This window comes from Streptomyces sp. NPDC048389 (assembly GCF_040706335.1).
In the GTDB taxonomy this organism is placed as follows: Bacteria; Actinomycetota; Actinomycetes; order Streptomycetales; family Streptomycetaceae; genus Streptomyces.
The window spans coordinates 62,835-87,006 of the sequence record NZ_JBEZKP010000011.1 but is presented as its reverse complement, the minus strand read 5'-3'; the positions used below and the strand labels follow the sequence as shown (position 1 = coordinate 87,006).

The window sequence follows — 24,172 nt, the reverse complement described above, 5'->3', positions numbered from 1 at the left end:
CCAGTAGGGTGGACGGCATGGCCGACCCCTCCAGCTACCGCCCCAAGCCGGGACAGATCCCCGACTCGCCGGGGGTCTACCGGTTCCGTGACGAGCATCGCCGGGTGATCTACGTCGGCAAGGCGAAGAGCCTGCGCTCCCGCCTCGCCAGCTACTTCCAGGATCTGGCGAATCTCCACCCGCGCACCCGGACCATGGTCACCACCGCGGCCTCCGTCGAGTGGACGGTCGTCTCGACCGAGGTGGAGGCGCTCCAGCTGGAGTACTCCTGGATCAAGGAGTACGACCCCCGGTTCAACGTCAAGTACCGCGACGACAAGAGTTATCCCTATCTCGCGGTAACGCTGAACGAGGAGTTCCCGAGGGTCCAGGTGATGCGCGGCGCCAAGAAGAAGGGCGTGCGCTACTTCGGTCCGTACGGTCACGCCTGGGCGATCCGCGAGACCGTCGATCTGATGCTGCGCGTCTTCCCCGTGCGCACCTGCTCCGCGGGCGTGTTCCGCAACCACGTGCAGAAGGGCCGCCCCTGTCTGCTCGGTTACATCGGCAAGTGCTCCGCGCCCTGCGTGGGCCGGGTCACCCCCGAGGAGCACCGCGAACTGGCCGAGGAGTTCTGCGACTTCATGGCCGGCCGCACCGGGACCTACATCCGCCGTCTCGAGAAGCAGATGCTGGCCGCGGCCGAGGAGATGGAGTACGAGAAGGCGGCCCGCCTCCGTGACGACATAGAGGCGCTGGAGCGGGCCCTCGAGAAGAACGCGGTGGTGCTGGCCGACGCCACCGACGCCGACCTGATCGCCCTCGCGGAGGACGAACTGGAGGCGGCCGTGCAGATCTTCCACGTCCGCGGCGGCCGTGTCCGCGGCCAGCGCGGCTGGGTCACCGACAAGGTGGAGAACGTGGACACCGCCGGCCTGGTCGAGCACGCGCTCCAGCAGCTGTACGGCGAGGAGAGCGGCGACGCGGTCCCCAAGGAGGTCCTCGTCCCGGCTCTGCCGGAGGACACCGGCGCGGTCACCCAGTGGCTGAGCGGGCGCCGTGGGGCGGGCGTCTCCCTGCGTGTCCCGCAGCGCGGCGACAAGAAGGCCCTGATGGAGACCGTCGAGCGCAACGCGCTGCAGGCTCTCGGGCTGCACAAGACCAAGCGCGCCAGCGATCTGACCACCCGCTCCCGTGCTCTGGAGGAGATCGCGGAGGCCCTGGGGCTCGACTCCGCGCCGCTGCGCATCGAGTGCTTCGACATCTCGCACCTCCAGGGTGAGGACGTGGTCGCGTCCATGGTCGTCTTCGAGGACGGGCTCGCCCGCAAGAGCGAGTACCGCCGCTTCCAGATCCGCGGCTTCGAGGGGCAGGACGACGTCCGGTCCATGCACGAGGTGATCAGCCGCCGCTTCAAGCGGTATCTCGCGGAGAAGGACCGGACGGGGGAATGGATCGGTGACGACGAGCCCGGCCACGAGGCCGCGGACGAGGAGGGCAGGCCGAAGAGGTTCGCCTACCCGCCGCAGCTCGTCGTCGTCGACGGCGGACAGCCGCAGGTCGCCGCGGCCAAGCGCGCCCTGGACGAGCTGGGCATCGACGACGTCGCGGTCTGTGGCCTGGCCAAGCGCCTGGAGGAGGTCTGGCTGCCGCACGAGGACGACCCCGTGGTGCTGCCGCGGTCGAGCGAGGGCCTGTACCTGCTCCAGCGGGTCCGTGACACGGCACACGACTTCGCGATCCGCTATCAGCGTTCCAAGCGTTCCAAGCGCATCAGGACCAGCCCGCTGGACGCGGTCCCGGGGCTCGGTGACACCAGGAAACAGGCTCTGATCAAGCATTTCGGCTCGGTGAAGCGGCTGCGGCAGGCGACAATCGAGCAGATCTGCGAGGTTCCCGGGATGGGCCGCAAGACGGCCGAGTCCGTGGTCGTGGCCCTGGCGGGGACGGCGCCGTCCCCGCCCGCCGTGAACACCGCCACAGGAGAGATCATTGAAGAGAACGACGGGGGCAGCACCGCATGACTGAGCACAACGGAGACGGAGCAGCAGACGTGACTACGGGCAACGGCACAGAGCCCGGCGGCGAGGCCACGGGTGACGCGGCCATCCCCGAGCTGGTGATCATTTCGGGTATGTCCGGCGCCGGTCGCAGTACGGCGGCCAAGTGTCTGGAGGACCTCGGGTGGTTCGTCGTCGACAACCTGCCGCCCGCGCTGATCCCCACGATGGTGGAGCTCGGCGCCCGCTCGCAGGGCAACGTCGCGCGCATCGCGGTCGTCGTCGATGTGCGCGGCCGGCGTTTCTTCGACAATCTGCGCGAGTCGCTGGCCGACCTGGACACCAAGCAGGTCACCCGCCGGATCGTCTTCCTCGAGTCGTCGGACGACGCGCTGGTGCGGCGCTTCGAGTCGGTCCGCCGCCCGCATCCGCTGCAGGGCGACGGCCGGATCGTCGACGGCATCGCCGCCGAGCGTGACCTGCTGCGTGAACTGCGTGGTGACGCCGACCTGGTGATCGACACCTCCGGTCTCAACGTCCACGAGCTGCGCGCCAAGATGGACGCCCGGTTCGCCGGCGACGAGGAGCCGGAGCTGCGGGCGACGGTGATGTCGTTCGGCTTCAAGTACGGCCTGCCGGTCGACGCGGACCTCGTGGTCGACATGCGCTTCCTGCCGAACCCGCACTGGGTGCCGGAGCTGCGCCCCTTCACCGGTCTCAACGACGAGGTGTCGAACTACGTCTTCAACCAGCCCGGCGCCAAGGAGTTCCTCGACCGCTACACGGAACTGCTTCAGCTGATCGCCGCCGGTTATCGCCGTGAGGGCAAGAGGTACGTGACCGTCGCGGTGGGCTGCACCGGCGGCAAGCACCGCTCCGTCGCCACCTCGGAAAGGCTGGCCGCCCGCCTGTCCTCCGCCGGTGTCGAGACTGTCGTCGTGCACCGGGACCTGGGGCGCGAGTGACCGGACGCAACATCCGTCTGCGGCGGCTGCGCAGGTCCACGCGCTCGCTGTCGTCACGGAAGCGCGGCGCACAGCCCAAGGTCGTCGCCCTGGGCGGCGGTATGGGTTTGTCGGCGTCGCTCGCGGCCCTGCGCCGTATCACCGGCGACCTCACCGCGGTCGTCACGGTCGCCGACGACGGCGGCTCCAGCGGGCGCCTCCGCGACGAGCTCGGCGTGCTGCCGCCCGGTGACCTGCGCAAAGCCCTGGCAGCACTGTGCGGCGACGACGACTGGGGGCAGACCTGGGCCCGGGTCATCCAGCACCGTTTCCAGTCCCGGGGCGAGCTGCACGAGCACGCGGTCGGCAATCTGCTGATCGTGGCCCTGTGGGAACAGTTCGGCGACCACGTCCAGGCCCTGGACCTGGTCGGCAAGCTGCTCGGCGCGCACGGCCGCGTGCTGCCCATGTCGGCCGTCCCGCTCCAGCTCCAGGCATTCGTACGGGGGCACGACCCGTCGCGTCCGGACGAGGTGGACACCGTGCGCGGTCAGGCGACCGTGGCGCTCACCCCCGGTGAGGTCCAGTCCGTGCACCTCGTACCGAACGACCCGCCGGCCGTCCCGGAGGCCGTGGCGGCCGTGCTGGACGCGGACTGGGTGGTCCTCGGCCCCGGCTCGTGGTTCTCCTCCGTCATCCCGCACCTGCTGGTGCCCGAGCTGCTGGAAGCCCTGGTCGAGACGAAGGCGCGCCGGGTGCTCTCGCTCAATCTCGCGCCGCAGCCCGGTGAAACAGATGGCTTTTCCCCGCAGCGTCATTTGGAGGTTTTGGGACGACACGCGCCTAAACTCACCCTGGACGTGGTGCTGGCCGACGAGGCCGCAGTGCCCGACCGCGAGTCCCTCGCCGATGCCGCCAAGCGGCTGGGCGCCGCGGTCGAGCTGGCTCCGGTGGCCTCTCCCGACAGCGTTTCGAAGCATGATCCGGAACTGTTGGCGGCCGCGTACGACCGTATTTTTCGGATGCATGGAAGGATCGGCCCATGGCGATGACGGCAGCGGTGAAGGACGAGATCTCCCGGCTCCCCGTCACCCGGACCTGCTGCAGAAAAGCGGAGGTCTCGGCCATCCTGCGGTTCGCGGGCGGTCTGCACCTGGTGAGCGGCCGCATCGTGATCGAGGCGGAGCTGGACACCGGTATCGCGGCACGCCGGCTGAAGCGCGACATTCTGGAGATCTTCGGTCACAGCTCGGAGCTGATGGTCATGGCTCCCGGTGGTCTGCGCCGCGGTTCGCGCTTCGTGGTGCGGGTGGTGGCGGGCGGTGACCAGCTGGCGCGGCAGACGGGGCTGGTCGACGGCCGGGGCCGCCCGATCCGCGGGCTGCCGCCCCAGGTCGTCTCGGGTGCGACGTGCGACGCGGAGGCCGCCTGGCGGGGGGCCTTCCTCGCGCACGGTTCGCTGACCGAGCCCGGCCGGTCCTCCTCCTTGGAGGTCACCTGCCCGGGGCCGGAGGCGGCCCTCGCGCTCGTCGGTGCGGCCCGCCGGCTCTCCATCGCGGCGAAGGCGCGCGAGGTGCGCGGCGTCGACCGGGTGGTCGTCCGGGACGGTGACGCGATCGGCGCCCTGCTGACCCGCCTCGGCGCGCACGAGTCGGTGCTGGCCTGGGAGGAGCGGCGGATGCGGCGCGAGGTGCGCGCCACCGCCAACCGCCTGGCCAACTTCGACGACGCGAACCTGCGCCGCTCCGCCCGTGCCGCGGTGGCGGCCGGCGCCCGGGTGCAGCGGGCCCTGGAGATCCTCGGCGAGGAAGTGCCGGAGCACCTCGCCGCCGCAGGCCGGCTGCGGATGGAGCACAAGCAGGCGTCGCTGGAGGAGCTGGGCGCCCTCGCCGACCCGCCGCTGACGAAGGACGCGGTCGCCGGCCGTATCCGCCGGCTGCTGGCGATGGCGGACAAGCGGGCGCAGGACCTGGGCATCCCGGGTACCGAGTCGAATCTGACGGAGGAGATGGCCGACGGTCTGGTCGGCTGACCGTCCCCGGCATGTAGCTCCAGAGCTTTACTGCCGACGCCCTTTCGGGGCGTCGGCAGTGTCGTTTCCGAACCGGTCCGGCCGATGGCCCTATTGACATGACCATGGAGAATCATGAGCCTGTCGCATGCCCGTCAACACGGCGGACACGAGCACTTTCCTGGCAGACAACAGCAAGGGGGGCTTATGAGACGCAGAGCGGGATCGATCCTCGCGGCGGCCTCACTCCTGATCGCGGGAGTGTCGGCGGCTCCGATCGCGCAGGCCGACTCCGGGGGCGGGAACGGCGAGGAACTCGCCGTATGGCACGCGGAAGTGAGCAAGGAACAGGTGCCGCTGGTCCTCGCGGCGGGCACCGACGGCCATGAGTTCGGCGAGCGGATCCCGGACGAGGGCACCGCCACCGTCGAGCTCCACCTCACCCGGCGGCAGGCCGGCGAACTGCGCGAGCAGGGCGTCGAGATCAGCAAGCACACCATCTCCGACCGGACGGAGCGGCGCCTCGCCGCCGCCGGAGACGGGGTCTTCCGCCCGTACAGCGGTGAAGGCGGCCTCAAGAGCGAGATCCTCGACACCGCGAAGGCCCACCCGGACCTCACCAAGGTGGTGAGCATCGGGAAGTCCGTGAAGGGGCAGGACATCCTCGCCCTCAAGGTCTCCAGGGGCGCCGACCGGCACCGCGACGGCTCCAGGCCGGCCACCCTGTACATGTCGAGCCAGCACGCCCGTGAGTGGATCACCCCGGAGATGACACGGCGGCTGATGCACCATTACCTCGACAACTACGGCAAGGACCCCCGGATCACCGAGGTCGTGGACACCACCGAGCTGTGGTTCGTGCTCTCCGCCAACCCGGACGGCTACGACTACACCTTCAACGGCCCTGAAGAGCGCCAGTGGCGCAAGAACCTCCGCGACAACAACGGCGACGGGAAGATCACCGCGGGCGACGGCGTCGACCTCAACCGCAACTTCCCCTACAAGTGGGGCTACGACGACGAGGGCTCCTCGCCCGACCCGTTCGACGAGACGTACCGCGGACCCGGTCCCGCCTCCGAACCGGAGACCCGGGCCATCGACCGCTTCCAGAAGCGCATCGGCTTCGAATACGGCATCAACTACCACTCCGCCGCCCAGCTGCTGCTGTACGGAGTGGGCTGGCAGGTCGCCACCCCGACCCCCGACGACGTGCTCTACGAGGCGCTGGCGGGCACGCCGGGCAACTCCGCGATCCCCGGCTACCGGCCGCAGGTCTCCTCGGAGCTCTACACCACCAACGGCGAGACCGACGGCCACGCGGCCAACGTCAACGGGACGATGATGTTCACCCCCGAGATGTCGACCTGCGCCGCGGCCTCCCGCGTCGACCCCGACGACGAGTGGCACCCCGCGGACTGCGCCTCCATCTTCACCTTCCCCGACGACGAGGAGCTGATCCGGCAGGAGTTCGCCAAGAACATCCCCTTCGCGCTCTCCGTCGCCGAGACCGCCGCCCACCCCGACCGCCCGTCGTCGGCGCTGGGGCTCGAGGCCGCGGACTTCACCCCGGACACCTTCACCACCTCCTACGCCCGCGGCGGCGACCAGGAGGTCTCCGTCACCGCCCGCAGATCGGTGCGCCACAAGGAACTCAACTACCGGATCAACGGCGGCCGTACGCACGACGAGAAGCTGCGACCCTGGAAGGGCGGCGAGCGCTACGGCGGCGAGGACAACCTCTACTTCGACGAGTACCGCGCAGAGGTCGAGGACGCCCGCCCCGGCGACCGGGTCGAGGTGTGGTTCACCGGCCGCACCAAGGACGGCGGGCGCACCGCCAGCGAGCACTTCACCTACACGGTCGCCGAGCGCCCGCGCGGCGACACACTGGTCGTCGCGGAGGAGGGCGGCACGGCCGCGGCACAGCACACCGCCGCCTACACCCGGGCTCTCGCGGACAACGGCAGGCGCAGCGCCGTCTGGGACGTCGCCACGCAGGGCACGCCGCACCCGCTCGGTGTGCTGAGCCACTTCAGGACCGTCCTGTGGTACTCGGGCGCCGCGGAACCTTCCTGGGCCACCACGCAGGCCGTGCGCTCCTACGTCAACGAAGGCGGGAAACTCATCACCGCGGGTGAACATGCCGGCGGTGACGCCGACCTCGGCGGGGCGCTCAGCGACGACTTCTCGCAGTACTACCTCGGCGCCTTCGGCCGCGCCTCACTCGTGGGAGTGAACGGCTTCCTCGGCACCGGGCGCCTCTCGGGCGCCTCCGGCGCGCTCGGCGACGCCGCAGGCAATCCCCTGGACGCGGCCGGCGCGTACACGATCACCTCCGACACGCTGCCGTCCGCCGAGTTCCCGCAGTTCCGCAGTGCGGCCGCGGGCGACTACCCGGGCGCGAGAATGCCGTTCTCGCCGTACGAGGGCGAGTGGTACGCGGCGGCCACCCACCACAACTCCTCCTGGACACGGCTGTCCCGCACCGTCGACCTGACCGGCACGGCCGCCGGCGAGCGGCCCAGGCTCGACATGCGGCTCAGCTTCAACACCGAGCCCGGCTACGACAACGCCGTCGTGGAGGTCCACACCGTAGGCCGGGACGACTGGACGACGCTCCCGGACACCAACGGCGGCACGTCCACCACCGTGCCCACCCAGTGCGACGCCGGTTTCTACGTCGACCGGCATCCGTTCCTGCGGCACTACCTCACGCTCGAGCAGGACGCGTGCACGGCCAGTGGCACCACCGGCAGCTGGAACTCCTTCACCGGAGCCTCCGACGGCTGGCGGGCCGCGTCGTTCGACCTGAGCGCCTACGCCGGCCGGCAGATCGAGGTCTCCGTCTCCTACATCACCGACCCGAGCGCCGGCGGCCGCGGGGTCTTCGTCGACCGGGCCGGTCTGGTCACCGACGGCGGGGCGCAGCCCCCGGAGGGCTTCGAGACATCCCTCGGCGCCTGGCAGGCCGGCGAGCCACCGGCGGGCAGCCCGGCCCCGCGGGGAAGCTGGGAGCGCAGCCGGGATCTCTATCCGTCGGGCTCCGCGGTGACCACGCGGGACACCGTGCTGCTCGGTTTCGGCCTGGAGCACCTGCGCAGCGCGGCGGACCGTGGGCGAATCACCGGTGCGGCACTGAGGGCCCTGCGCCGCTGACGGCGCAGATGACCGGGCGCGGGGCGGTGACACGTACGCCCCGCGCCCCGGTGTGCGAAACGGCGCCCCGTTCTTCCTACTGACGGGTACGGGCCACCGTCTCGCGAACCGGACATCTGGATGTCACTGCGGAGGCTTCAGAGGGGTAGGGTCGTAGGCGGTCGGGGACATCCCAAAAACAAATTCTCGCCGGCGTCGAAACCCGGCGTTCCTAACGAGGAGATCGGTTTCGTGACGATCCGCGTAGGCATCAACGGCTTTGGCCGCATCGGTCGTAACTACTTCCGCGCGCTGCTGGAGCAGGGTGCAGACATCGAGATCGTGGCTGTCAACGACCTGGGTGACACTGCGACCACGGCCCACCTGCTGAAGTACGACACCATCCTCGGCCGGCTCAAGGCCGAGGTGAGCAACACCGCCGACACGATCACGGTCGACGGCCACACCATCAAGGTGCTCTCCGAGCGCAACCCCGCGGACATCCCGTGGGGCGAGCTGGGTGTCGACATCGTCATCGAGTCGACCGGCATCTTCACCAAGAAGGCCGACGCCGAGAAGCACATCGCGGGCGGCGCCAAGAAGGTCCTCATCTCGGCTCCGGCCAAGGACGAGGACATCACCATCGTGATGGGCGTCAACCAGGACAAGTACGACGCCGCGAACCACCACGTCATCTCCAACGCCTCCTGCACCACCAACTGTGTGGCGCCGATGGCCAAGGTTCTGGACGAGAACTTCGGCATCGTCAAGGGCCTGATGACGACGGTCCACGCGTACACCAACGACCAGCGGATCCTGGACTTCCCGCACTCCGACCTGCGCCGCGCCCGCGCCGCCGCGGAGAACATCATCCCGACGACGACCGGTGCCGCCAAGGCCACCGCCCTGGTCCTGCCGCAGCTGAAGGGCAAGCTGGACGGCATCGCCATGCGCGTCCCGGTCCCGACCGGTTCGGCCACCGACCTGGTCGTCGAGGTGCAGCGCGAGGTCACCAAGGACGAGGTCAACGCCGCGTTCAAGAAGGCCGCCGACGACGGCGACCTGAAGGGCATCCTCTTCTACACGGAGGACCCGATCGTGTCCTCGGACATCGTCAGCGACCCGGCGTCCTGCACCTTCGACTCCTCCCTGACCATGGTCCAGGAGGGCAAGTCGGTGAAGATCCTCGGCTGGTACGACAATGAGTGGGGCTACTCCAACCGTCTCGTCGACCTCACGGTCTTCGTCGGCAGCCAGCTCTGACCCGCACCGCCTGATTCACCACGAGAGCACCACGATGTGAGCGGCAGGGCTCGGGCAGCGCAATGCGGCGCTGTCCGGGCCCTGCCGTGCGTCCAGTCCTCCGAGGAGCCGCAAGATATGAAGACCATCGACCAGCTGCTGGCCGACGGGGTCACCGGCAAGCGGGTATTCGTCCGCGCCGACCTCAATGTGCCGCTCGACGGCACCACCATCACCGACGACGGTCGGATCCGGGCCGTCGTGCCGACCGTCGCCAAGCTCGCGGAGGCCGGGGCGCGTGTCGTCGTCGCCTCGCACCTGGGCCGCCCCAAGGGCGCCCCGGACCCGGCGTTCTCGCTGGCCCCCGCCGCCAAGCGGCTGGGTGAACTGCTCGGCTCGCACGTGGAGTTCGCGACCGACACGGTCGGCGAGTCCGCCACGGTCGCCGTCGCGAACCTCGAGGACGGCCAGGTCGCCGTCCTGGAGAACCTCCGCTTCAACGCCGGGGAGACCTCCAAGGACGACGCCGAGCGCGGCACCTTCGCCGACCAGCTCGCCGCCCTCGCCGACGTGTACGTCGGTGACGGCTTCGGCGCCGTGCACCGGCGGCACGCCTCGGTGTACGACCTCCCGGCCCGGCTGCCGCACGCGGCCGGCTTCCTGATCGCCACCGAGGTCGGCGTGCTCAAGAAGCTCACCGAGGAGGCCCGGCGGCCCTACGCCGTCGTGCTCGGCGGTGCCAAGGTCTCCGACAAGCTCGGCGTCATCGGCCACCTGCTGGAGAAGGCCGACCGCATCCTCATCGGCGGCGGCATGGCGTACACCTTCCTCAAGGCCCAGGGCCACGAGGTCGGCACCTCCCTGCTCCAGGAGGACCAGGTCCCGGTGGTGCTCGAGTACCTGGAGCGCGCCAAGGCCAAGGGCGTGGAGTTCGTGCTCCCCGTCGACGTACTGGTCTCCACGGAATTCCCGGACCTCAAGACCAAGGCGCCGGCCAACCCGACCGTGGTCGCCGCGGACGCGATCCCGGCCGACCAGGAGGGTCTGGACATCGGTCCCGAGACCCGCAAGCTGTACGCCTCGAAGCTCGCCGACGCGGCCACCGTCTTCTGGAACGGCCCGATGGGCGTCTTCGAGCACCCCGACTACGCCGAGGGCACCAAGGCCGTTGCCCAGGCGCTCGTCGACTCCCCGGCCTTCACCGTGGTCGGCGGCGGGGACTCCGCCGCGGCCGTGCGGACCCTGGGCTTCGACGAGAAGGCATTCGGCCACATCTCGACCGGCGGTGGCGCGAGCCTCGAGTATCTCGAGGGCAAGACGCTCCCCGGCCTTGCCGCACTGGAGGACTGAACACCTTGACCACGCGTACCCCGCTGATGGCGGGCAACTGGAAGATGAACCTCAACCACCTCGAGGCCATCGCCCACGTCCAGAAGCTCGCCTTCGCACTGGCCGACAAGGACTACGACGCCGTGGAGGTCGCCGTCCTGGCGCCCTTCACCGACCTGCGGTCCGTCCAGACCCTGGTCGACGGCGACAAGCTGAAGATCAAGTACGGCGCCCAGGACATCTCGGCCCATGACTCCGGCGCCTACACCGGCGAGATCTCGGGTCCGATGCTGGCCAAGCTGAAGTGCACCTACGTGGCCGTGGGCCACTCCGAGCGCCGCCAGTACCACGCGGAGACCGACGAGGTCTGCAACGCCAAGGTGAAGGCCGCCTACAAGCACGGCCTGACCCCGATCCTCTGCGTCGGCGAGGGCCTGGAGATCCGCAAGGCCGGCAGCCAGGTCCAGTACACCCTGGACCAGCTCGACGGCGGCCTGAAGGACGTCCCGGCCGAGCAGGCCGAGTCCGTCGTGATCGCCTACGAGCCGGTGTGGGCCATCGGCACCGGCGAGGTCGCCACCCCCGAAGACGCACAGGAGGTCTGCGGTGCGATCCGCGGCCGTCTCGCGGAGCTGTACTCGCAGGAGCTGGCCGACAAGGTCCGGATCCAGTACGGCGGCTCGGTGAAGTCCGGCAACGTCGCCGCGATCATGGCGCAGTCCGATGTCGACGGTGCCCTGGTGGGCGGCGCGGCACTGGACGCCGACGAGTTCGTCAAGATCGTCCGCTTCCGTGACCAGTGAGTAACCGGTGAGTATGCGGTAGCGCCGATCCGGCGTACCCTTGCGGGGGCCTGGGGCTCGCACGTCGAGCCCGGGCCCCCGTCGTCCGTATTGAGTCCGAGAGAATTGCCAGGAAGTAGGGTCCAGCCGTGGTTATGGGATTCTCGATCGCCCTGATCATTTTCAGCGGGCTGCTGATGTTGCTCGTGCTGATGCACAAGGGGAAGGGCGGCGGTCTTTCCGACATGTTCGGCGGCGGTATGCAGTCGTCCGTCGGTGGCTCTTCGGTGGCCGAGCGCAACCTCGACCGCATCACCGTCGTGGTCGGTCTGCTGTGGTTCGCGTGCATTGTCGTGCTCGGTCTGCTGATGAAGCTGGAGAGCTGATTCTGCGACCCCGCCTCCGGAGCCGGTGTGTAACTCCAATCACTGGACGAGCGTTGGGCCTTACGTAGACTGGGGCACTCGCGGCGCAGCCGCTGTGAATCGCTGTGCAGCACCATCACGCAGGGAGTTACGACCGTGGCAAGTGGCAACGCGATCCGGGGAAGCCGGGTCGGAGCGGGGCCGATGGGCGAGGCAGAGCGAGGCGAGTCCGCGCCGCGCCTCCGCATCTCCTTCTGGTGCTCGAACGGGCACGAGACGCAGCCGAGCTTCGCCAGTGACGCACAGGTCCCCGATACCTGGGACTGCCCGCGGTGCGGGTTTCCGGCCGGTCAGGACCGGGACAATCCACCGGACCCGCCGCGCACCGAGCCGTACAAGACGCACCTCGCGTATGTACGGGAGCGGCGCAGCGACGCGGACGGCGAGGCGATCCTCGCGGAGGCACTCGCCAAACTGCGCGGCGAGATCTAGTTTTCCGGTCCGGCCGGCGCCCCTGATGAGGGCGCCGGCCGGACTTTCTCGTCACCGGGCCGCTTTCCGTGCGTCGCCCCACCGAGGCATTGCCGGCCGGCCTGATCAATTAGGTTGGGAACCGCAGCGGGGCATGCAGGCAGGTACGAGAAGAAGTGGGCTGATGTCCGAGATGAACGCAAGGCAGACCAGGCTCAACCAGATGCCCGAATGGACCGCTCTCGGCAAGCACCGCGAGCAGCTGGGCGACACGCATCTGCGGGAGCTGTTCGCGGCGGACGCCGAGCGCGGCAGCAGGTACACCCTCCAGGTCGGCGATCTGTACTTCGACTACTCCAAGCACCTGGTCACCGACGAGACGCTGGCGCTGCTGCGCGATCTGGCCGCCGCCACCGACGTCGCCGGGCTGCGGGATGCCATGTTCCGCGGCGAGAAGATCAACACCACCGAGGACCGCGCCGTTCTGCACACGGCCCTGCGTGCCCCGCGCGACGCCGTGATCGAGGTCGACGGCGAGAACGTGGTGCCCGCCGTCCACGCGGTACTCGACAGGATGGCCGCGTTCTCCGAGAGGATCCGCTCGGGCGAGTGGACCGGCCACACCGGCAAGCGCATCAGGAACATCGTCAACATCGGTATCGGTGGCTCCGACCTCGGGCCCGCGATGGCGTACGAAGTGCTTCGCTCCTGCACCCGGCGGGACCTGACGCTCCGTTTCGTCTCCAACGTGGACGGGGCCGACCTGCACGAGGCCGTACGGGACCTCGATCCGGCGGAGACCCTCTTCATCATCGCCTCGAAGACCTTCACCACCATCGAGACGATCACCAACGCCACCTCCGCCCGCGACTGGCTGCTCACCAACCTCCGGGTCGGCCCCGACGCCGTCGCCAAGCACTTCGTCGCCCTGTCGACCAACGCGGAGAAGGTCTCCGACTTCGGGATCGACACGGCCAACATGTTCGAGTTCTGGGACTGGGTCGGCGGCCGGTACTCGTACGACTCCGCGATCGGCCTCTCCCTGATGATCGCGATCGGCCCGGACCGGTTCCGGGAGATGCTCGACGGCTTCCACCTCGTCGACGAGCACTTCCGCACCGCGCCCGCCGAGGCCAACGCACCGTTGCTGCTCGGCCTGCTGGGCGTCTGGTACGGGGCGTTCTTCGACGCCCAGTCGCACGCCGTGCTGCCGTACTCGCACTACCTGTCCAAGTTCACCGCCTACCTCCAGCAGCTCGACATGGAGTCCAACGGCAAGTCCGTGGACCGTGACGGCAATCCGGTCGACTGGCAGACCGGCCCCGTCGTGTGGGGCACCCCCGGCACCAACGGACAGCATGCGTACTACCAGCTGATCCACCAGGGCACCAAGGTCATCCCGGCGGACTTCATCGGCTTCGCCAAGCCCGTCCCGTCCCTGCTCGCCGGCCTCGTCCCGCAGCACGACCTGCTGATGGCCAACTTCTTCGCACAGACGCAGGCCCTCGCCTTCGGCAAGACGCCGGAGGAGGTCAGGGCGGAAGGCGTCGCGGAGGAACTGGTGCCGCACAAGACGTTCAAGGGCAACCACCCCACGACGACCGTCCTCGCGGAGGACCTCACGCCCTCCGTGCTGGGCCAGTTGATCGCGCTCTACGAGCACAAGGTGTTCGTCCAGGGCGCCGTCTGGAACATCGACTCCTTCGACCAGTGGGGAGTCGAACTGGGCAAGGTGCTCGCGAAGAAGATCGAGCCGGTCCTGACCGAAGGCAAGGGCGGCGAGCGACTCGACAGCTCGACCGCGACCCTGGCCGGCAAGTACCGCACGCTGCGCGGTCGGTGAGCCGATGGCGGGGGAGAGCGCGGTGCGGCTGCGGCCGCCGAACAACCGGCTGAACGAGCGCGCCGTGAACTGGTGGCGCACCCAGTGCCTGCTGACGGCCGCCGTCCCGGCCGCCGTCCTGGCCGTGATGGGAGCCTTCATCGAACCGGCCAGGACCTGGCTGATGGTCCCGGCCGCCGTCATCGCCGGCGCCGGTCTCGCCGGCACCGCGTTCTTCCCCGCCTGGTGGTACCGGGTGCACCGCTGGGAGGTCACCGACGAGGCGGTGTACGTCCGCACCGGGGCACTGTGGCAGGAATGGCGGATCGCGCCCATGTCCCGCATCCAGACCGTCGACACGGTCAGGGGCCCGCTGGAGCAGGCGTTCCGGCTCGCCACCGTCACGGTGACCACCGCCTCCGCCAAGGGCGCCGTCAGAATCGAGGGCCTCGACCACGAGGTCGCGGCCGAACTCGCGCAGCGCCTGACCCGTATCACCCGGGCGACGCCCGGCGACGCGACATGAGCGCCCCGGAACCGGACTGGCGGCGGCTCGACGGGCGCACCGTCCTCGTCACGGCCCTGGTCATGACCGGCTTCACGGCCGGTGCCGGACTGCCCACGCTCGTCGGTCTCGCCGGCGGCATGCCCCTGTGGCAGGCCGCCTCCTGGGTGCTCGCCGGAGCCGGGCTGCTGATCGGAGCCGTCACCGGCGCCGACCTGGTGCGCTGGCAGCGCACCCGCTACCGCGTCGGGGCCGAGCGGGCCGAACTCCACACCGGACTCCTCCTGGTCAAGCGGCGCTCCCTGGCCCGCGAGCGGATCCGTACCGTCGACCTCACCGCCAATGTGCTGCTGCGCGTCCTCGGACTCGTCAAGGTCCGCATCGGTACGGGCGAGCACGCCGCCGGCGGCGAATCCACCCTGGAACTCGACGCGGTCACCCGAGCGGAGGGGGAGAGGCTGCGCCTCGAACTGCTGGCCAGGGCCGCCCCGCGCGAGCCCACCGACCACCCCGACGGGCCGCTGGCCCTCCTCGACCCGGCCTGGATCCGCTACGCCCCGGTCTCCTTCGTCGCCCCGCTGCTCGGCGGCGCCGCGGTGGGCGCGGTGATGCAGGTCAGTGAATGGTTCGGGGCACAAGGCGAGGTCATCGACTGGGTCCGGGACCGCTTCGAGGACACCTCGATCGCCACCATGATCGTGGTGCTCGCCGCTGCCGCGCTGCTCACCGGGGTCGTCGGTGCGCTCGGCCTGTGGATCGAGATGTGGTGGAACTACCGCCTCGAACGCGAACCCGGCGGCACACTGCGGGTCAGACGGGGCCTGTTCACGTCACGCTCGATATCGATCGAGGAGCGTCGCCTGCGCGGGGTCGACCTGGTCGAGCCGCTGGGCGTCAGACTCTTCGGCGCGGCCCGGCTGGACGCCGTCGCCACCGGCCTGGTCAACGACGAGAAGGACAGGAAGGCCGACGCCAACGTACTGCTGCCGGTGGTGCCGAGGGCGCGGGCCGACGAGGTCGCGGCGCACGTACTGCGGGAGGCCGTGTCGCCGACGACGGCGTCCCGGCTGACGGCCCACCCGCCGGCCGCCCGCGGCAGGCGGCTGCGCTGGGCGCTCGCCGGGGTACTGCTGCCGGTCGGTGTCCTCGTACTCCTCGGCGTGCTGCTCACGCCGGTGCTGCTGTGGACTGCGGCGGGGTGCGCGGCGGTCGGCGTCCCGGTGGCGGTACTCCTCGCGCTCGACGCGTACCGCTCCCTGGGGCACGGCATCACCGGGGACTATCTCCTCACCCGCTCCGGCGCGGTCCGCCGCAGCACGGTCGCCCTCCAGCGCACCGGCGTGATCGGCTGGACGGCCCGCCAGTCCCTCTTCCAGCGCCGCGCGGGCCTCATCACCCTGACGGCGACGACGGCGGCGGGCGGGGGAGCGTACGGCGTCTACGACGCGGAGGAGACCGAGGGCCTGATGTTCGCCTCGGACGCGGTGCCGGGCCTGCTGGAGCCGTTCCTGGAGCGGGACCAGCCGGCGCGGTGAGCCTGTCGCCCGCCCCGCGCACAGCGCGCGAGGCCCGGACCGCCGCAGGGGCGGGCCGGGCCTCGGGGGAGCGCCGCAGGCGTTACGCGGAGGCGGGCGGGTACAACGAGCGCGGCAGTTTCGACGCCGCCGCCACGTCCAGCAGCCACAGCGTCCGGGACCGCCCGTACGCACCGGCCGCCGGCGCCTGGATCTCGCCGGCGCCCGACAGGGCGATCTCCGCCGCTTGCGCCTTGTCCTCGCCGGCAGCGAGCAGCCACACCTCGCGGGCCGCACGGATGGCGGGCAGCGTGAGCGAGATGCGGGTCGGCGGCGGCTTGGGCGCGCCGTGGACGCCGACCACGGTCCGTTCCGTCTCCCGTACCGCCGGCAGCTCGGGGAACAGCGACGCCACATGCGTGTCGGGCCCGACGCCCAGCATCAGCACGTCGAACGTCGGCACGGGGCCGTGGTCCTCCGGTTTCGCCGCCGCGGCGAGTTCCGTCGCGTAGGCCGCGGCGGCCGCCTCGACGTCGGAGCCGTACGCGCCGTCCGACGCGGGCATGGCGTGCACCCGCGACGTGTCCAGCGGCACGGCGTCGAGCAGTGCGGCGCGAGCCTGGGTGACGTTGCGCTCCGGATCGCCCTCGGGCAGGAACCGCTCGTCGCCCCACCACAGGTCGAGCCGCGACCAGTCGATCGCGTCCCGGGCCGGGGACGAACCGAGCGCGGCGAGCAGGCCGTTGCCGTTGCGGCCGCCGGTGAGGACGACCGAGGCGGAGCCGCGGGCGGCCTGTGCGTCCACGATCTTCGTGATCAGCCGGGCCGCGGCCGCCTGTGCCATCAGCTCCTTGTCGCGGTGCACGACCAGCTGCGGTGCCGCGGTCACTTGGCCGCCGCCTTCTTCGCGGGGGCGGCCTTCTTCGCCGCGGGCGCCGCCTTCCCGGCAGCCGTCGCAGGTGCCTTCCCGGCAGCCGCCGCCGCAGGCTGCGCCTCACCGGCCGGCACGTCCGTGCCGAGACGCTCCACGCCGAACCGCAGCGCCGACGAGTACGTGTCGTCCGGGTCCAGCCGGCGCAGCTCCTCCGCGATCAGTTCGGCCGTCTCACGCCGCTTCAGCGCGACCGCCCGGTCCGGCTGGCCCTCGATGGAAAGCGTCGCGAGGGACCCGTCGGGCCGGTCGAGCACGATGGGGCCGCAGTTCGACTCCAGCCGCACCGAGGTGAGGCCGGGGCCGGCCGACGACATCCGTTTCACCGGTACGCCCAGCCGGTCGGCGAGCCACATCGCGAGCAGCTCGCAGCTCGGGTTGAACTCCTCACCCTCCACTTCGACGGAAGTGACCTCGCACGTGACCTGGTCCAGCGCCGCCGCGAGCATGGACCGCCACGGAGTGATCCGGGTCCAGGACAGGTCGGTGTCGCCGGGGGTGTACGCCTCCGCGCGGGCCGCGAGTTCGCGCACCGGCAGCTCGGCCGAGTAGGTGTCGGTCACCCGGCGCTGGGCCAGCGAGCCGAGCGGGTCGTTGGCCGGGTCGGTCGGCGCGTTGACCGGCCACCAGACGACGACGGGGGCGTCGGGCAGCAGGAGCGGGAGCACCACGGACTGGGCGTGGTCCACGACCTCGCCGTACAGCCGCAGGACGACCGTCTCGCCGGTGCCGGCGTCCGCGCCGACGCGGACTTCGGCGTCGAGCCGGGCCTTCGCCCGGTCGCGCGGGGAGCGCGAGACGCGCTTGATGACCACGAGGGTGCGCGAGGGGTGCTCGCGGGACGCCTCGTTGGCGGCCTTCAGCGCGTCGTAGGCGTTCTCCTCATCGGTCACGATGACCAGGGTGAGGACCATGCCGACGGCCGGGGTGCCGATCGCGCGGCGGCCCTTCACCAGCGCCTTGTTGATCTTGCTGGCCGTGGTGTCCGTAAGGTCGATCTTCATGGCCGGCGCCAGCTCCGTCCGTCTCGTGCGAGCATTTCGTCCGCCGCGTCCGGACCCCAGGTGCCGGCCGTGTACTGCGCCGGCTTCCCGTTCGCGTCCCAGAACTGCTCGATCGGGTCGAGGATCTTCCAGGACAGCTCGACCTCCTCCACCCGGGGGAAGAGGTTGGAGTCGCCGAGCAGCACGTCGAGGAGGAGGCGTTCGTACGCCTCGGGGCTGGACTCCGTGAACGACTCGCCGTAGGCGAAGTCCATCGACACGTCCCGGACCTCCATCGAGGTTCCGGGCACCTTGGAGCCGAACCGCATGGTCACACCCTCGTCCGGCTGGACGCGGATGACCAGGGCGTTCTGGCCCAGCTCCTCCGTGGCGGTGGAGTCGAACGGCGAGTGCGGGGCGCGCTGGAAGACGACGGCGATCTCGGTGACGCGGCGGCCGAGCCGCTTGCCGGTGCGCAGGTAGAACGGGACGCCCGCCCAGCGGCGGTTGTCGATCTCCAGCTTGATCGCGGCGTAGGTGTCGGTCTTCGACTTGGGGTCGATGCCGTCTTCCTGCAGATAGCCGACGGCCTTCTCGCCGCCCTGCCAGCCGGCCGTGTACTGCGCGCGGACCGTGCTCTGCGCCAGGTCCTTGGGGAGTTTCACCGCGCCGAGGACCTTGGTCTTCTCCGCCGCGAGGGCGTCCGCGTCGAAGGAGGCGGGCTCCTCCATCGCGGTCAGCGCGAGCAGTTGGAGGAGGTGGTTCTGGATCACGTCGCGGGCGGCGCCGATGCCGTCGTAGTAGCCGGCGCGGCCGCCGATGCCGATGTCCTCGGCCATCGTGATCTGCACGTGGTCGACGTACGACCGGTTCCATATGGGCTCGAAGAGCGTGTTGGCGAACCGCAGCGCCAGAATGTTCTGGACGGTCTCCTTGCCCAGGTAGTGGTCGATCCGGAAGACCTCGTTCGGCGGAAAGACCTCGTGCACCACCTGGTTGAGCTCCTTCGCGGAGACCAGGTCGTGGCCGAACGGCTTCTCGATGACCGCGCGCCGCCAGGAACCTTCCTTCTGATCCGCCAGCCCGTGCTTCTTCAGCTGCTGGACGACCTTGGGGAAGAACTTCGGCGGAACGGAGAGGTAGAACGCGAAGTTCCCGCCGGTGCCCTGCACCTTGTCGAGATCCTCGATGGTGGACTTCAGCTGCTCGAACGCGTCGTCGTCGTCGAAGGTGCCCTGGACGAAACGCATCCCCTGGATGAGCTGCTGCCAGACCTCCTCGCGGAACGGCGTACGCGCGTGCTGCTTGACCGCGTCGTGGACCTCCTGGGCGAAGTCCTCGTCGGCCCATTCGCGCCGGGCGAAGCCGATGAGCGAGAAGCCCGGCGGCAGCAGCCCCCGGTTCGCGAGGTCGTAGACGGCGGGCATCAGCTTCTTGCGCGACAGGTCGCCCGTGACGCCGAAGATGACCAGGCCCGACGGCCCCGCGATACGCGGGAGCCGTCGGTCGGCAGCATCACGGAGCGGGTTTGCTCCGCCAATACCGGACAAGTCGCTCAGCCCTCCGAGGGTGCGAGGCGCTTGAGCTCGGCCTCGGTCGACTTGAGCAGGTCGTTCCAGGACGCCTCGAACTTCTCGACGCCCTCGACCTCGAGCAGCTGGACGACCTCGTCGTAGGAGACGCCGAGCTTCGCGACGGCCTCGAGGTCGGCGCGGGCCTGATCGTAGGTGCCGCGCACGGTGTCACCGGTGATCTGCCCGTGGTCGCCGGTGGCCTCGAGGGTGGCCTCCGGCATGGTGTTCACCGTGCCGGGGGCGACCAGCTCGTCGACGTACAGGGTGTCCTTGTACGCCTTGTCCTTGACGCCGGTCGAGGCCCACAGCGGACGCTGCTTGTTGGCCTGAGCCTTGTCGAGCTCGGCCCAGCGGCCGGAGGACGGCGTCGATTCGTCGGCGGAGCCGAACACCTCCTCGAACGCCTCGTAGGCGAGGCGCGCGTTGGCCAGGGCGGCCTTGCCGCGGGCCTCCTTGGCCTCGGGGGTGCCCAGGGCGTCGAGGCGCTTGTCGATCTCGGTGTCCACGCGGGACACGAAGAACGAGGCCACCGAGCGGATCTTGGACAGGTCCAGGCCCGCGGCCTTCGCCTTCTCCAGACCGGCCAGGTAGGCGTCCATGACCTCGCGGTAGCGCTCCAGCGAGAAGATCAGCGTCACATTGACGCTGATACCGAGGCCGATGACCTCGGTGATCGCCGGCAGACCCGCCTTGGTGGCCGGGATCTTGATGAAGGTGTTCGGCCGGTCCACCAGCCAGGCCAGCTGCTTGGCCTCTGCGACGGTCGCCTTCGTGCTGTGCGCGAGACGCGGGTCGACCTCGATGGACACCCGGCCGTCCTGGCCGCCCGTCGCGTCGAAGACCGGACGGAGCACGTCCGCGGCGTCCCGCACGTCCGCGGTGGTGATCATGCGGATGGCTTCCTCGACGGTCACCTTGCGGGCCGCGAGGTCCTCCAGCTGCTGGTCGTAGCCGTGGCCCTCCGAGATCGCCTTCTGGAAGATCGACGGATTGGTCGTGACACCCACGACGTGCTGCTGGTCGATCAGCTCGGCGAGGTTGCCGGAGGTGATCCGCGTGCGCGAAAGGTCGTCCAGCCAGATCGCGACGCCTTCGTCGGAGAGGCGCTTGAGTGCGTCTGTCATGAGAAATGCATCTCCTACTAGTCGTATACCGGCGTCAGCGCGCGGCGGCTTCGATCGATTCCCGCGCTGCGGCGGCCACCGCCTCGGCCGTGAAACCGAACTCGCGGAAGAGAACCTTGCCGTCCGCCGAAGCGCCGAAGTGCTCCAGCGAGACGATGCGTCCCGCGTCGCCCACGTAGCGGTGCCAGGTCAGACCGATGCCGGCCTCGACCGCGACGCGTGCCTTGAGCGAGGGGGGAAGCACCGAGTCCCGGTACCCCTGGTCCTGCTCCTCGAACCACTCGACGGACGGCATCGACACGACTCGGGTCGGCACCCCCGCCGCCTGGAGCTGCTCGCGGGCCGCGACGGCCAGCTGGACCTCGGAGCCCGTGCCGATCAGCACGACCCGGGCGTCGCCGCCCTCCTCCTCGAAGAGGACGTAACCGCCCTTGGCCGCGTCCTCGTTGCACTCGTACGTCGGCACGCCCTGGCGGGTCAGCGCGAGGCCGTGCGGGGCACCCTTGCCGAACTCCTTGGTGTACCGCTTGAGGATCTCGCGCCAGGCGACCGCGGTCTCGTTGGCGTCGGCCGGGCGCACGATGTTCAGGCCCGGAATGGCGCGCAGCGAGGCCAGGTGCTCGACCGGCTGGTGGGTCGGGCCGTCCTCGCCGAGACCGATCGAGTCGTGCGTCCACACGTAGGTGACCGGCAGGTGCATCAGCGCGGACAGGCGCACGGCGTTGCGCATGTAGTCGGAGAACACCAGGAAGGTGCCGCCGTACACGCGGGTGTTGCCGTGCAGCGCGATGCCGTTCATCACCGCGGCCATCGCGTGCTCGCGGATGCCGAAGTGGATCGTGCGGCCGTACGGGTCGGCCTCCGGCAGCGGGTTGCCCGCGGGGAGGAACGACGACGTCTTCTCGATGGTCGTGTTGTTCGAGCCGGCCAGGTCGGCGGAGCCGCCCCACAGCTCGGGCACGACCGCGCCCAGCGCCTGCAGCACCTTGCCGGAGGCGGCACGGGTGGCGACGCCCTTGCCGGTCTCGAACTCCGGCAGTGCGTCCTCCCAGCCCTCGGGCAGCTCGCCGGAGCGGATCCGGTCGAACTCGGCGGCGCGCTGCGGGTTGGCCGTACGCCACGCGGCGAACGTCTTCTCCCACTCGCCACGGGCCTCACGGCCCCGGTCGAGGGCACCGCGGGTGTGCCCGAGGACCTCGTCGGAGACCTCGAAGTGCTTCTGAGGGTCGAAGCCCATGACCCGCTTGGTGGCCGCGACCTCCTCGTCGCCCAGCGCCGAGCCGTGCGCGGCCTCGGTGTTCTGCGCGTGCGGGGCGGGCCAGGCGATGATCGAGCGGGCCGCGATGAAGGAGGGGCGCTCGGTCTCGGCCTGCGCCGCCTTCAGCGCGTCGTACAGGCCGACCGGGTCGAGGTCGCCGTTCTCCAGCTGCGCGACGCGCTGGACGTGCCAGCCGTACGCCTCGTAGCGCTGGAGGGTGTCCTCGGAGACGGCCGTCTCGGTGTCGCCCTCGATCGAGATGTGGTTGTCGTCCCACAGCAGGACCAGGTTGCCGAGCTTCTGGTGGCCGGCCAGCGAGGACGCCTCGGCCGAGATGCCCTCCTGGAGGCAGCCGTCACCGGCGATGCACCAGACGGTGTGGTCGAACGGCGACGTGCCGGGTTCGGCGTCCGGGTCGAACAGGCCGCGCTCGTAGCGCGCGGCCATCGCCATGCCCACGGCGTTGGCGACACCCTGGCCGAGCGGGCCGGTCGTCGTCTCGACGCCCGTGGTGTGGCCGTACTCCGGGTGCCCCGGGGTCTTCGAACCCCAGGTGCGGAATGCCTTCAGATCGTCGAGCTCCAGGCCGTAACCGGCCAGGTAGAGCTGGATGTAAAGCGTGAGCGACGAGTGACCGGCGGACAGGACGAACCTGTCGCGGCCCGTCCAGTCGGCGTCAGCGGGGTCGTGCCGCATCAGCTTCTGGAAGAGCACGTAGGCGGCGGGGGCCAGGCTCATGGCCGTACCCGGATGGCCGTTGCCGACCTTCTGTACGGAATCCATGGCCAGGACGCGGACGGTGTCGACTGCCCGCTGGTCCAACGCGGTCCACTCGAGGTCTGTGGTGGTCGGCTTGGTGCTCACCCTGAGTCAGGGCTCCTCTCCACATGTCGAATCCCGGTGACGAGGGGTGTACCGGGCGCTGTCGAGCCTACCCTCGCAGCAACCCGCCTCTTTCGGCTGCGCGTCTTTCCCTTTGGACAATGTCAGGGTGCGGGGGCCGGGTGTTCCCCGCCCGTCGGGGAGGTATACGGCCGGTGTCCCGCGGCCGCTCAACACGAGCCGACCCCCGCGAAGATCGGCGTACAGGCAACGTCTAGAGTGGCGTGGTACGCGCGAGTCTGCCCGCTCTTGACTCCCCCACAGCCCTTCCGGCATGGGCGGGGCCCGGGCGGCTTGCTGGGATTTCTCTGTCAGGGGTGTGCGTGACGGCCGTCGAGTCCCGACCCGCAGGGGTCGTCTTGGCCACCGGCCCGGGGGGCCATCGGCCGTTCGGGGCCCGCGTCAAGGCGTTCGTGGCGCTGACCAAGCCGCGGATCATCGAACTGCTGCTGATCACCACGGTGCCGGTGATGTTCCTCGCCGAGCAGGGCGTTCCGGACCTGTGGCTGGTGCTGGCGACCTGCCTGGGCGGGTACCTCTCCGCGGGCGGCGCGAACGCGCTCAACATGTACATCGACCGCGACATCGACGCCCTGATGGACCGCACCTCGCAGCGTCCGCTCGTCACCGGTATGGTCTCGCCGCGCGAGGGCCTGGTCTTCGGCCTGACGCTGGCCGTCGTCTCCACCCTCTGGTTCGGCCTGCTCGTCAACTGGCTCTCCGCCGCGCTGTCGCTCGGCGCGCTGCTGTTCTACGTCGTCGTCTACACGATGCTTCTCAAGCGCCGCACCGCGCAGAACATCGTGTGGGGCGGCATCGCCGGCTGCATGCCGGTCCTGATCGGCTGGTCCTCGGTCACGAACTCGGTGTCGTGGGCCGCCGTCATCCTCTTCCTCGTCATCTTCTTCTGGACGCCGCCGCACTACTGGCCGCTGTCGATGAAGGTGAAGGACGACTACGAGCGCGTCGGTGTGCCGATGCTCCCGGTCGTCGCCGGCAACAGGGTCGTCGCCCGGCAGATCGTCGTCTACAGCTGGGTCATGGTCGCCGTCTCGCTGCTGCTGACCGTGCTCGGCTACACCGGCTGGTTCTACACGGCGGTCGCCCTGACCGCAGGCGGCTGGTGGCTGTGGGAGGCGCACGGGCTGCAGAGCAGGGCCAAGGCGGGGGAAACCGGCGGCAAGCTCAAGGAGATGCGGCTGTTCCACTGGTCCATCACCTATGTGTCGCTGCTGTTCGTGGCCGTCGCGGTGGACCCCTTCCTGCGCTGAGCGCGGAGCGGGTCGCGGCGTGGCCGAGGCCACGTCTCCCGGCCGTCGCC

19 protein-coding genes are annotated in these 24,172 nt (G+C 70.1%); 14 read left to right on the top strand and 5 right to left on the bottom strand.

From position 1 onward, the window contains the following. Nucleotides 1–17: 17 nt before the first annotated feature. The 13 genes from uvrC to AB0903_RS11155 all read left to right on the top strand — a co-directional run bounded on the left by uvrC (nucleotide 18) and on the right by AB0903_RS11155 (nucleotide 16,120). Nucleotides 18–2,003: an excinuclease ABC subunit UvrC gene (uvrC, locus tag AB0903_RS11215; RefSeq protein ID WP_366701325.1), complete on the top strand. Its 1,986-nt coding sequence runs from the start codon at nucleotides 18–20 to the stop codon at nucleotides 2,001–2,003. Then, complete coding sequence (rapZ, locus tag AB0903_RS11210) at nucleotides 2,000–2,944, top strand: RNase adapter RapZ (RefSeq protein ID WP_366701323.1); 945 nt, start codon at nucleotides 2,000–2,002, stop codon at nucleotides 2,942–2,944. The genes uvrC and rapZ overlap by 4 nt, the downstream gene beginning before the upstream one ends. Next, nucleotides 2,941–3,975: a uridine diphosphate-N-acetylglucosamine-binding protein YvcK gene (gene yvcK, locus AB0903_RS11205; RefSeq protein WP_366701321.1), complete on the top strand. Its 1,035-nt coding sequence runs from the start codon at nucleotides 2,941–2,943 to the stop codon at nucleotides 3,973–3,975. Before rapZ ends, yvcK begins: the two co-directional genes overlap by 4 nt. Next, a complete protein-coding gene (gene whiA / locus AB0903_RS11200; RefSeq protein ID WP_005318962.1) occupies nucleotides 3,966–4,955 on the top strand; it encodes a DNA-binding protein WhiA in 990 nt (329 codons plus the stop codon). Before yvcK ends, whiA begins: the two co-directional genes overlap by 10 nt. Nucleotides 4,956–5,141: 186 nt before the next feature. Beyond that, a complete protein-coding gene (locus AB0903_RS11195; RefSeq protein WP_366701319.1) occupies nucleotides 5,142–8,090 on the top strand; it encodes a M14 family zinc carboxypeptidase in 2,949 nt (982 codons plus the stop codon). A 231-nt stretch (nucleotides 8,091–8,321) separates the two neighbouring features. Beyond that, nucleotides 8,322–9,332, top strand: a complete 1,011-nt coding sequence (gene gap, locus AB0903_RS11190; RefSeq protein WP_366701317.1) for a type I glyceraldehyde-3-phosphate dehydrogenase — start codon at nucleotides 8,322–8,324, stop codon at nucleotides 9,330–9,332. A 117-nt stretch (nucleotides 9,333–9,449) separates the two neighbouring features. Next, nucleotides 9,450–10,661 (top strand): phosphoglycerate kinase, encoded by a 1,212-nt coding sequence (locus tag AB0903_RS11185; RefSeq protein ID WP_366701315.1) that lies wholly within the window; start codon nucleotides 9,450–9,452, stop codon nucleotides 10,659–10,661. Nucleotides 10,662–10,666: 5 nt separating this feature from the next. Beyond that, complete coding sequence (gene tpiA, locus AB0903_RS11180) at nucleotides 10,667–11,443, top strand: triose-phosphate isomerase (RefSeq protein ID WP_366701313.1); 777 nt, start codon at nucleotides 10,667–10,669, stop codon at nucleotides 11,441–11,443. Nucleotides 11,444–11,577: 134 nt separating this feature from the next. Next, complete coding sequence (gene secG, locus AB0903_RS11175) at nucleotides 11,578–11,808, top strand: preprotein translocase subunit SecG (protein WP_366701441.1); 231 nt, start codon at nucleotides 11,578–11,580, stop codon at nucleotides 11,806–11,808. Between the two features lie 135 nt (nucleotides 11,809–11,943). After that, entirely contained in the window at nucleotides 11,944–12,279 is a 336-nt protein-coding gene (locus tag AB0903_RS11170) for an RNA polymerase-binding protein RbpA (protein ID WP_003957010.1), read from the top strand. A gap of 172 nt (nucleotides 12,280–12,451) precedes the next feature. Continuing rightward, on the top strand, nucleotides 12,452–14,101 hold the full coding sequence (pgi, locus tag AB0903_RS11165) for a glucose-6-phosphate isomerase (protein ID WP_366701439.1): 1,650 nt from the start codon (nucleotides 12,452–12,454) through the stop codon (nucleotides 14,099–14,101). Between the two features lie 4 nt (nucleotides 14,102–14,105). Continuing rightward, on the top strand, nucleotides 14,106–14,606 hold the full coding sequence (locus AB0903_RS11160; protein WP_366701311.1) for a PH domain-containing protein: 501 nt from the start codon (nucleotides 14,106–14,108) through the stop codon (nucleotides 14,604–14,606). Then, nucleotides 14,603–16,120: a PH domain-containing protein gene (locus AB0903_RS11155; RefSeq protein WP_366701309.1), complete on the top strand. Its 1,518-nt coding sequence runs from the start codon at nucleotides 14,603–14,605 to the stop codon at nucleotides 16,118–16,120. The genes AB0903_RS11160 and AB0903_RS11155 overlap by 4 nt, the downstream gene beginning before the upstream one ends. 82 nt (nucleotides 16,121–16,202) lie before the next feature. Here the strand turns inward: AB0903_RS11155 and pgl are convergent, their stop codons facing one another. The 5 genes from pgl to tkt are packed head-to-tail and all read right to left on the bottom strand — an operon-like array spanning nucleotide 16,203 to nucleotide 22,833. Further along, nucleotides 16,203–16,988, bottom strand: coding sequence for a 6-phosphogluconolactonase (gene pgl / locus AB0903_RS11150; RefSeq protein ID WP_366701307.1), 786 nt, complete (start codon nucleotides 16,986–16,988; stop codon nucleotides 16,203–16,205). Beyond that, nucleotides 16,985–18,034, bottom strand: a complete 1,050-nt coding sequence (gene opcA, locus AB0903_RS11145) for a glucose-6-phosphate dehydrogenase assembly protein OpcA (RefSeq protein WP_366701305.1) — start codon at nucleotides 18,032–18,034, stop codon at nucleotides 16,985–16,987. Before opcA ends, pgl begins: the two co-directional genes overlap by 4 nt. Continuing rightward, nucleotides 18,031–19,563 carry a glucose-6-phosphate dehydrogenase gene (gene zwf, locus AB0903_RS11140; RefSeq protein WP_366701303.1) on the bottom strand — a complete coding sequence of 511 codons (1,533 nt, stop codon included), beginning with the start codon at nucleotides 19,561–19,563 and terminating at the stop codon, nucleotides 18,031–18,033. Before zwf ends, opcA begins: the two co-directional genes overlap by 4 nt. Nucleotides 19,564–19,568: 5 nt before the next feature. Then, nucleotides 19,569–20,711, bottom strand: a complete 1,143-nt coding sequence (gene tal / locus AB0903_RS11135) for a transaldolase (protein ID WP_366701301.1) — start codon at nucleotides 20,709–20,711, stop codon at nucleotides 19,569–19,571. A 34-nt stretch (nucleotides 20,712–20,745) separates the two neighbouring features. Beyond that, entirely contained in the window at nucleotides 20,746–22,833 is a 2,088-nt protein-coding gene (gene tkt, locus AB0903_RS11130) for a transketolase (RefSeq protein WP_366701299.1), read from the bottom strand. Between the two features lie 335 nt (nucleotides 22,834–23,168). Here tkt and AB0903_RS11125 point away from each other — a divergent pair, with 335 nt between their 5' ends. After that, on the top strand, nucleotides 23,169–24,122 hold the full coding sequence (locus AB0903_RS11125) for a heme o synthase (protein ID WP_366701297.1): 954 nt from the start codon (nucleotides 23,169–23,171) through the stop codon (nucleotides 24,120–24,122). Nucleotides 24,123–24,172 lie beyond the last annotated feature (50 nt).

What these genes read in the sequence shown, in the direction of transcription:
- rapZ (WP_366701323.1), top strand. Translation starts at nt 2,000, where the DNA reads ATGACTGAGCACAACGGAGACGGAGCAGCAGACGTGACTACGGGCAAC.
- whiA (WP_005318962.1), top strand. Translation starts at nt 3,966, where the DNA reads ATGGCGATGACGGCAGCGGTGAAGGACGAGATCTCCCGGCTCCCCGTC.
- AB0903_RS11195 (WP_366701319.1), top strand. Translation starts at nt 5,142, where the DNA reads ATGAGACGCAGAGCGGGATCGATCCTCGCGGCGGCCTCACTCCTGATC.
- AB0903_RS11160 (WP_366701311.1), top strand. Translation starts at nt 14,106, where the DNA reads ATGGCGGGGGAGAGCGCGGTGCGGCTGCGGCCGCCGAACAACCGGCTG.
- secG (WP_366701441.1), top strand. Translation starts at nt 11,578, where the DNA reads ATGGGATTCTCGATCGCCCTGATCATTTTCAGCGGGCTGCTGATGTTG.
- opcA (WP_366701305.1), bottom strand. Translation starts at nt 18,034, where the DNA reads ATGAAGATCGACCTTACGGACACCACGGCCAGCAAGATCAACAAGGCG.
- tal (WP_366701301.1), bottom strand. Translation starts at nt 20,711, where the DNA reads ATGACAGACGCACTCAAGCGCCTCTCCGACGAAGGCGTCGCGATCTGG.
- AB0903_RS11155 (WP_366701309.1), top strand. Translation starts at nt 14,603, where the DNA reads ATGAGCGCCCCGGAACCGGACTGGCGGCGGCTCGACGGGCGCACCGTC.
- uvrC (WP_366701325.1), top strand. Translation starts at nt 18, where the DNA reads ATGGCCGACCCCTCCAGCTACCGCCCCAAGCCGGGACAGATCCCCGAC.
- AB0903_RS11185 (WP_366701315.1), top strand. Translation starts at nt 9,450, where the DNA reads ATGAAGACCATCGACCAGCTGCTGGCCGACGGGGTCACCGGCAAGCGG.
- pgi (WP_366701439.1), top strand. Translation starts at nt 12,452, where the DNA reads ATGAACGCAAGGCAGACCAGGCTCAACCAGATGCCCGAATGGACCGCT.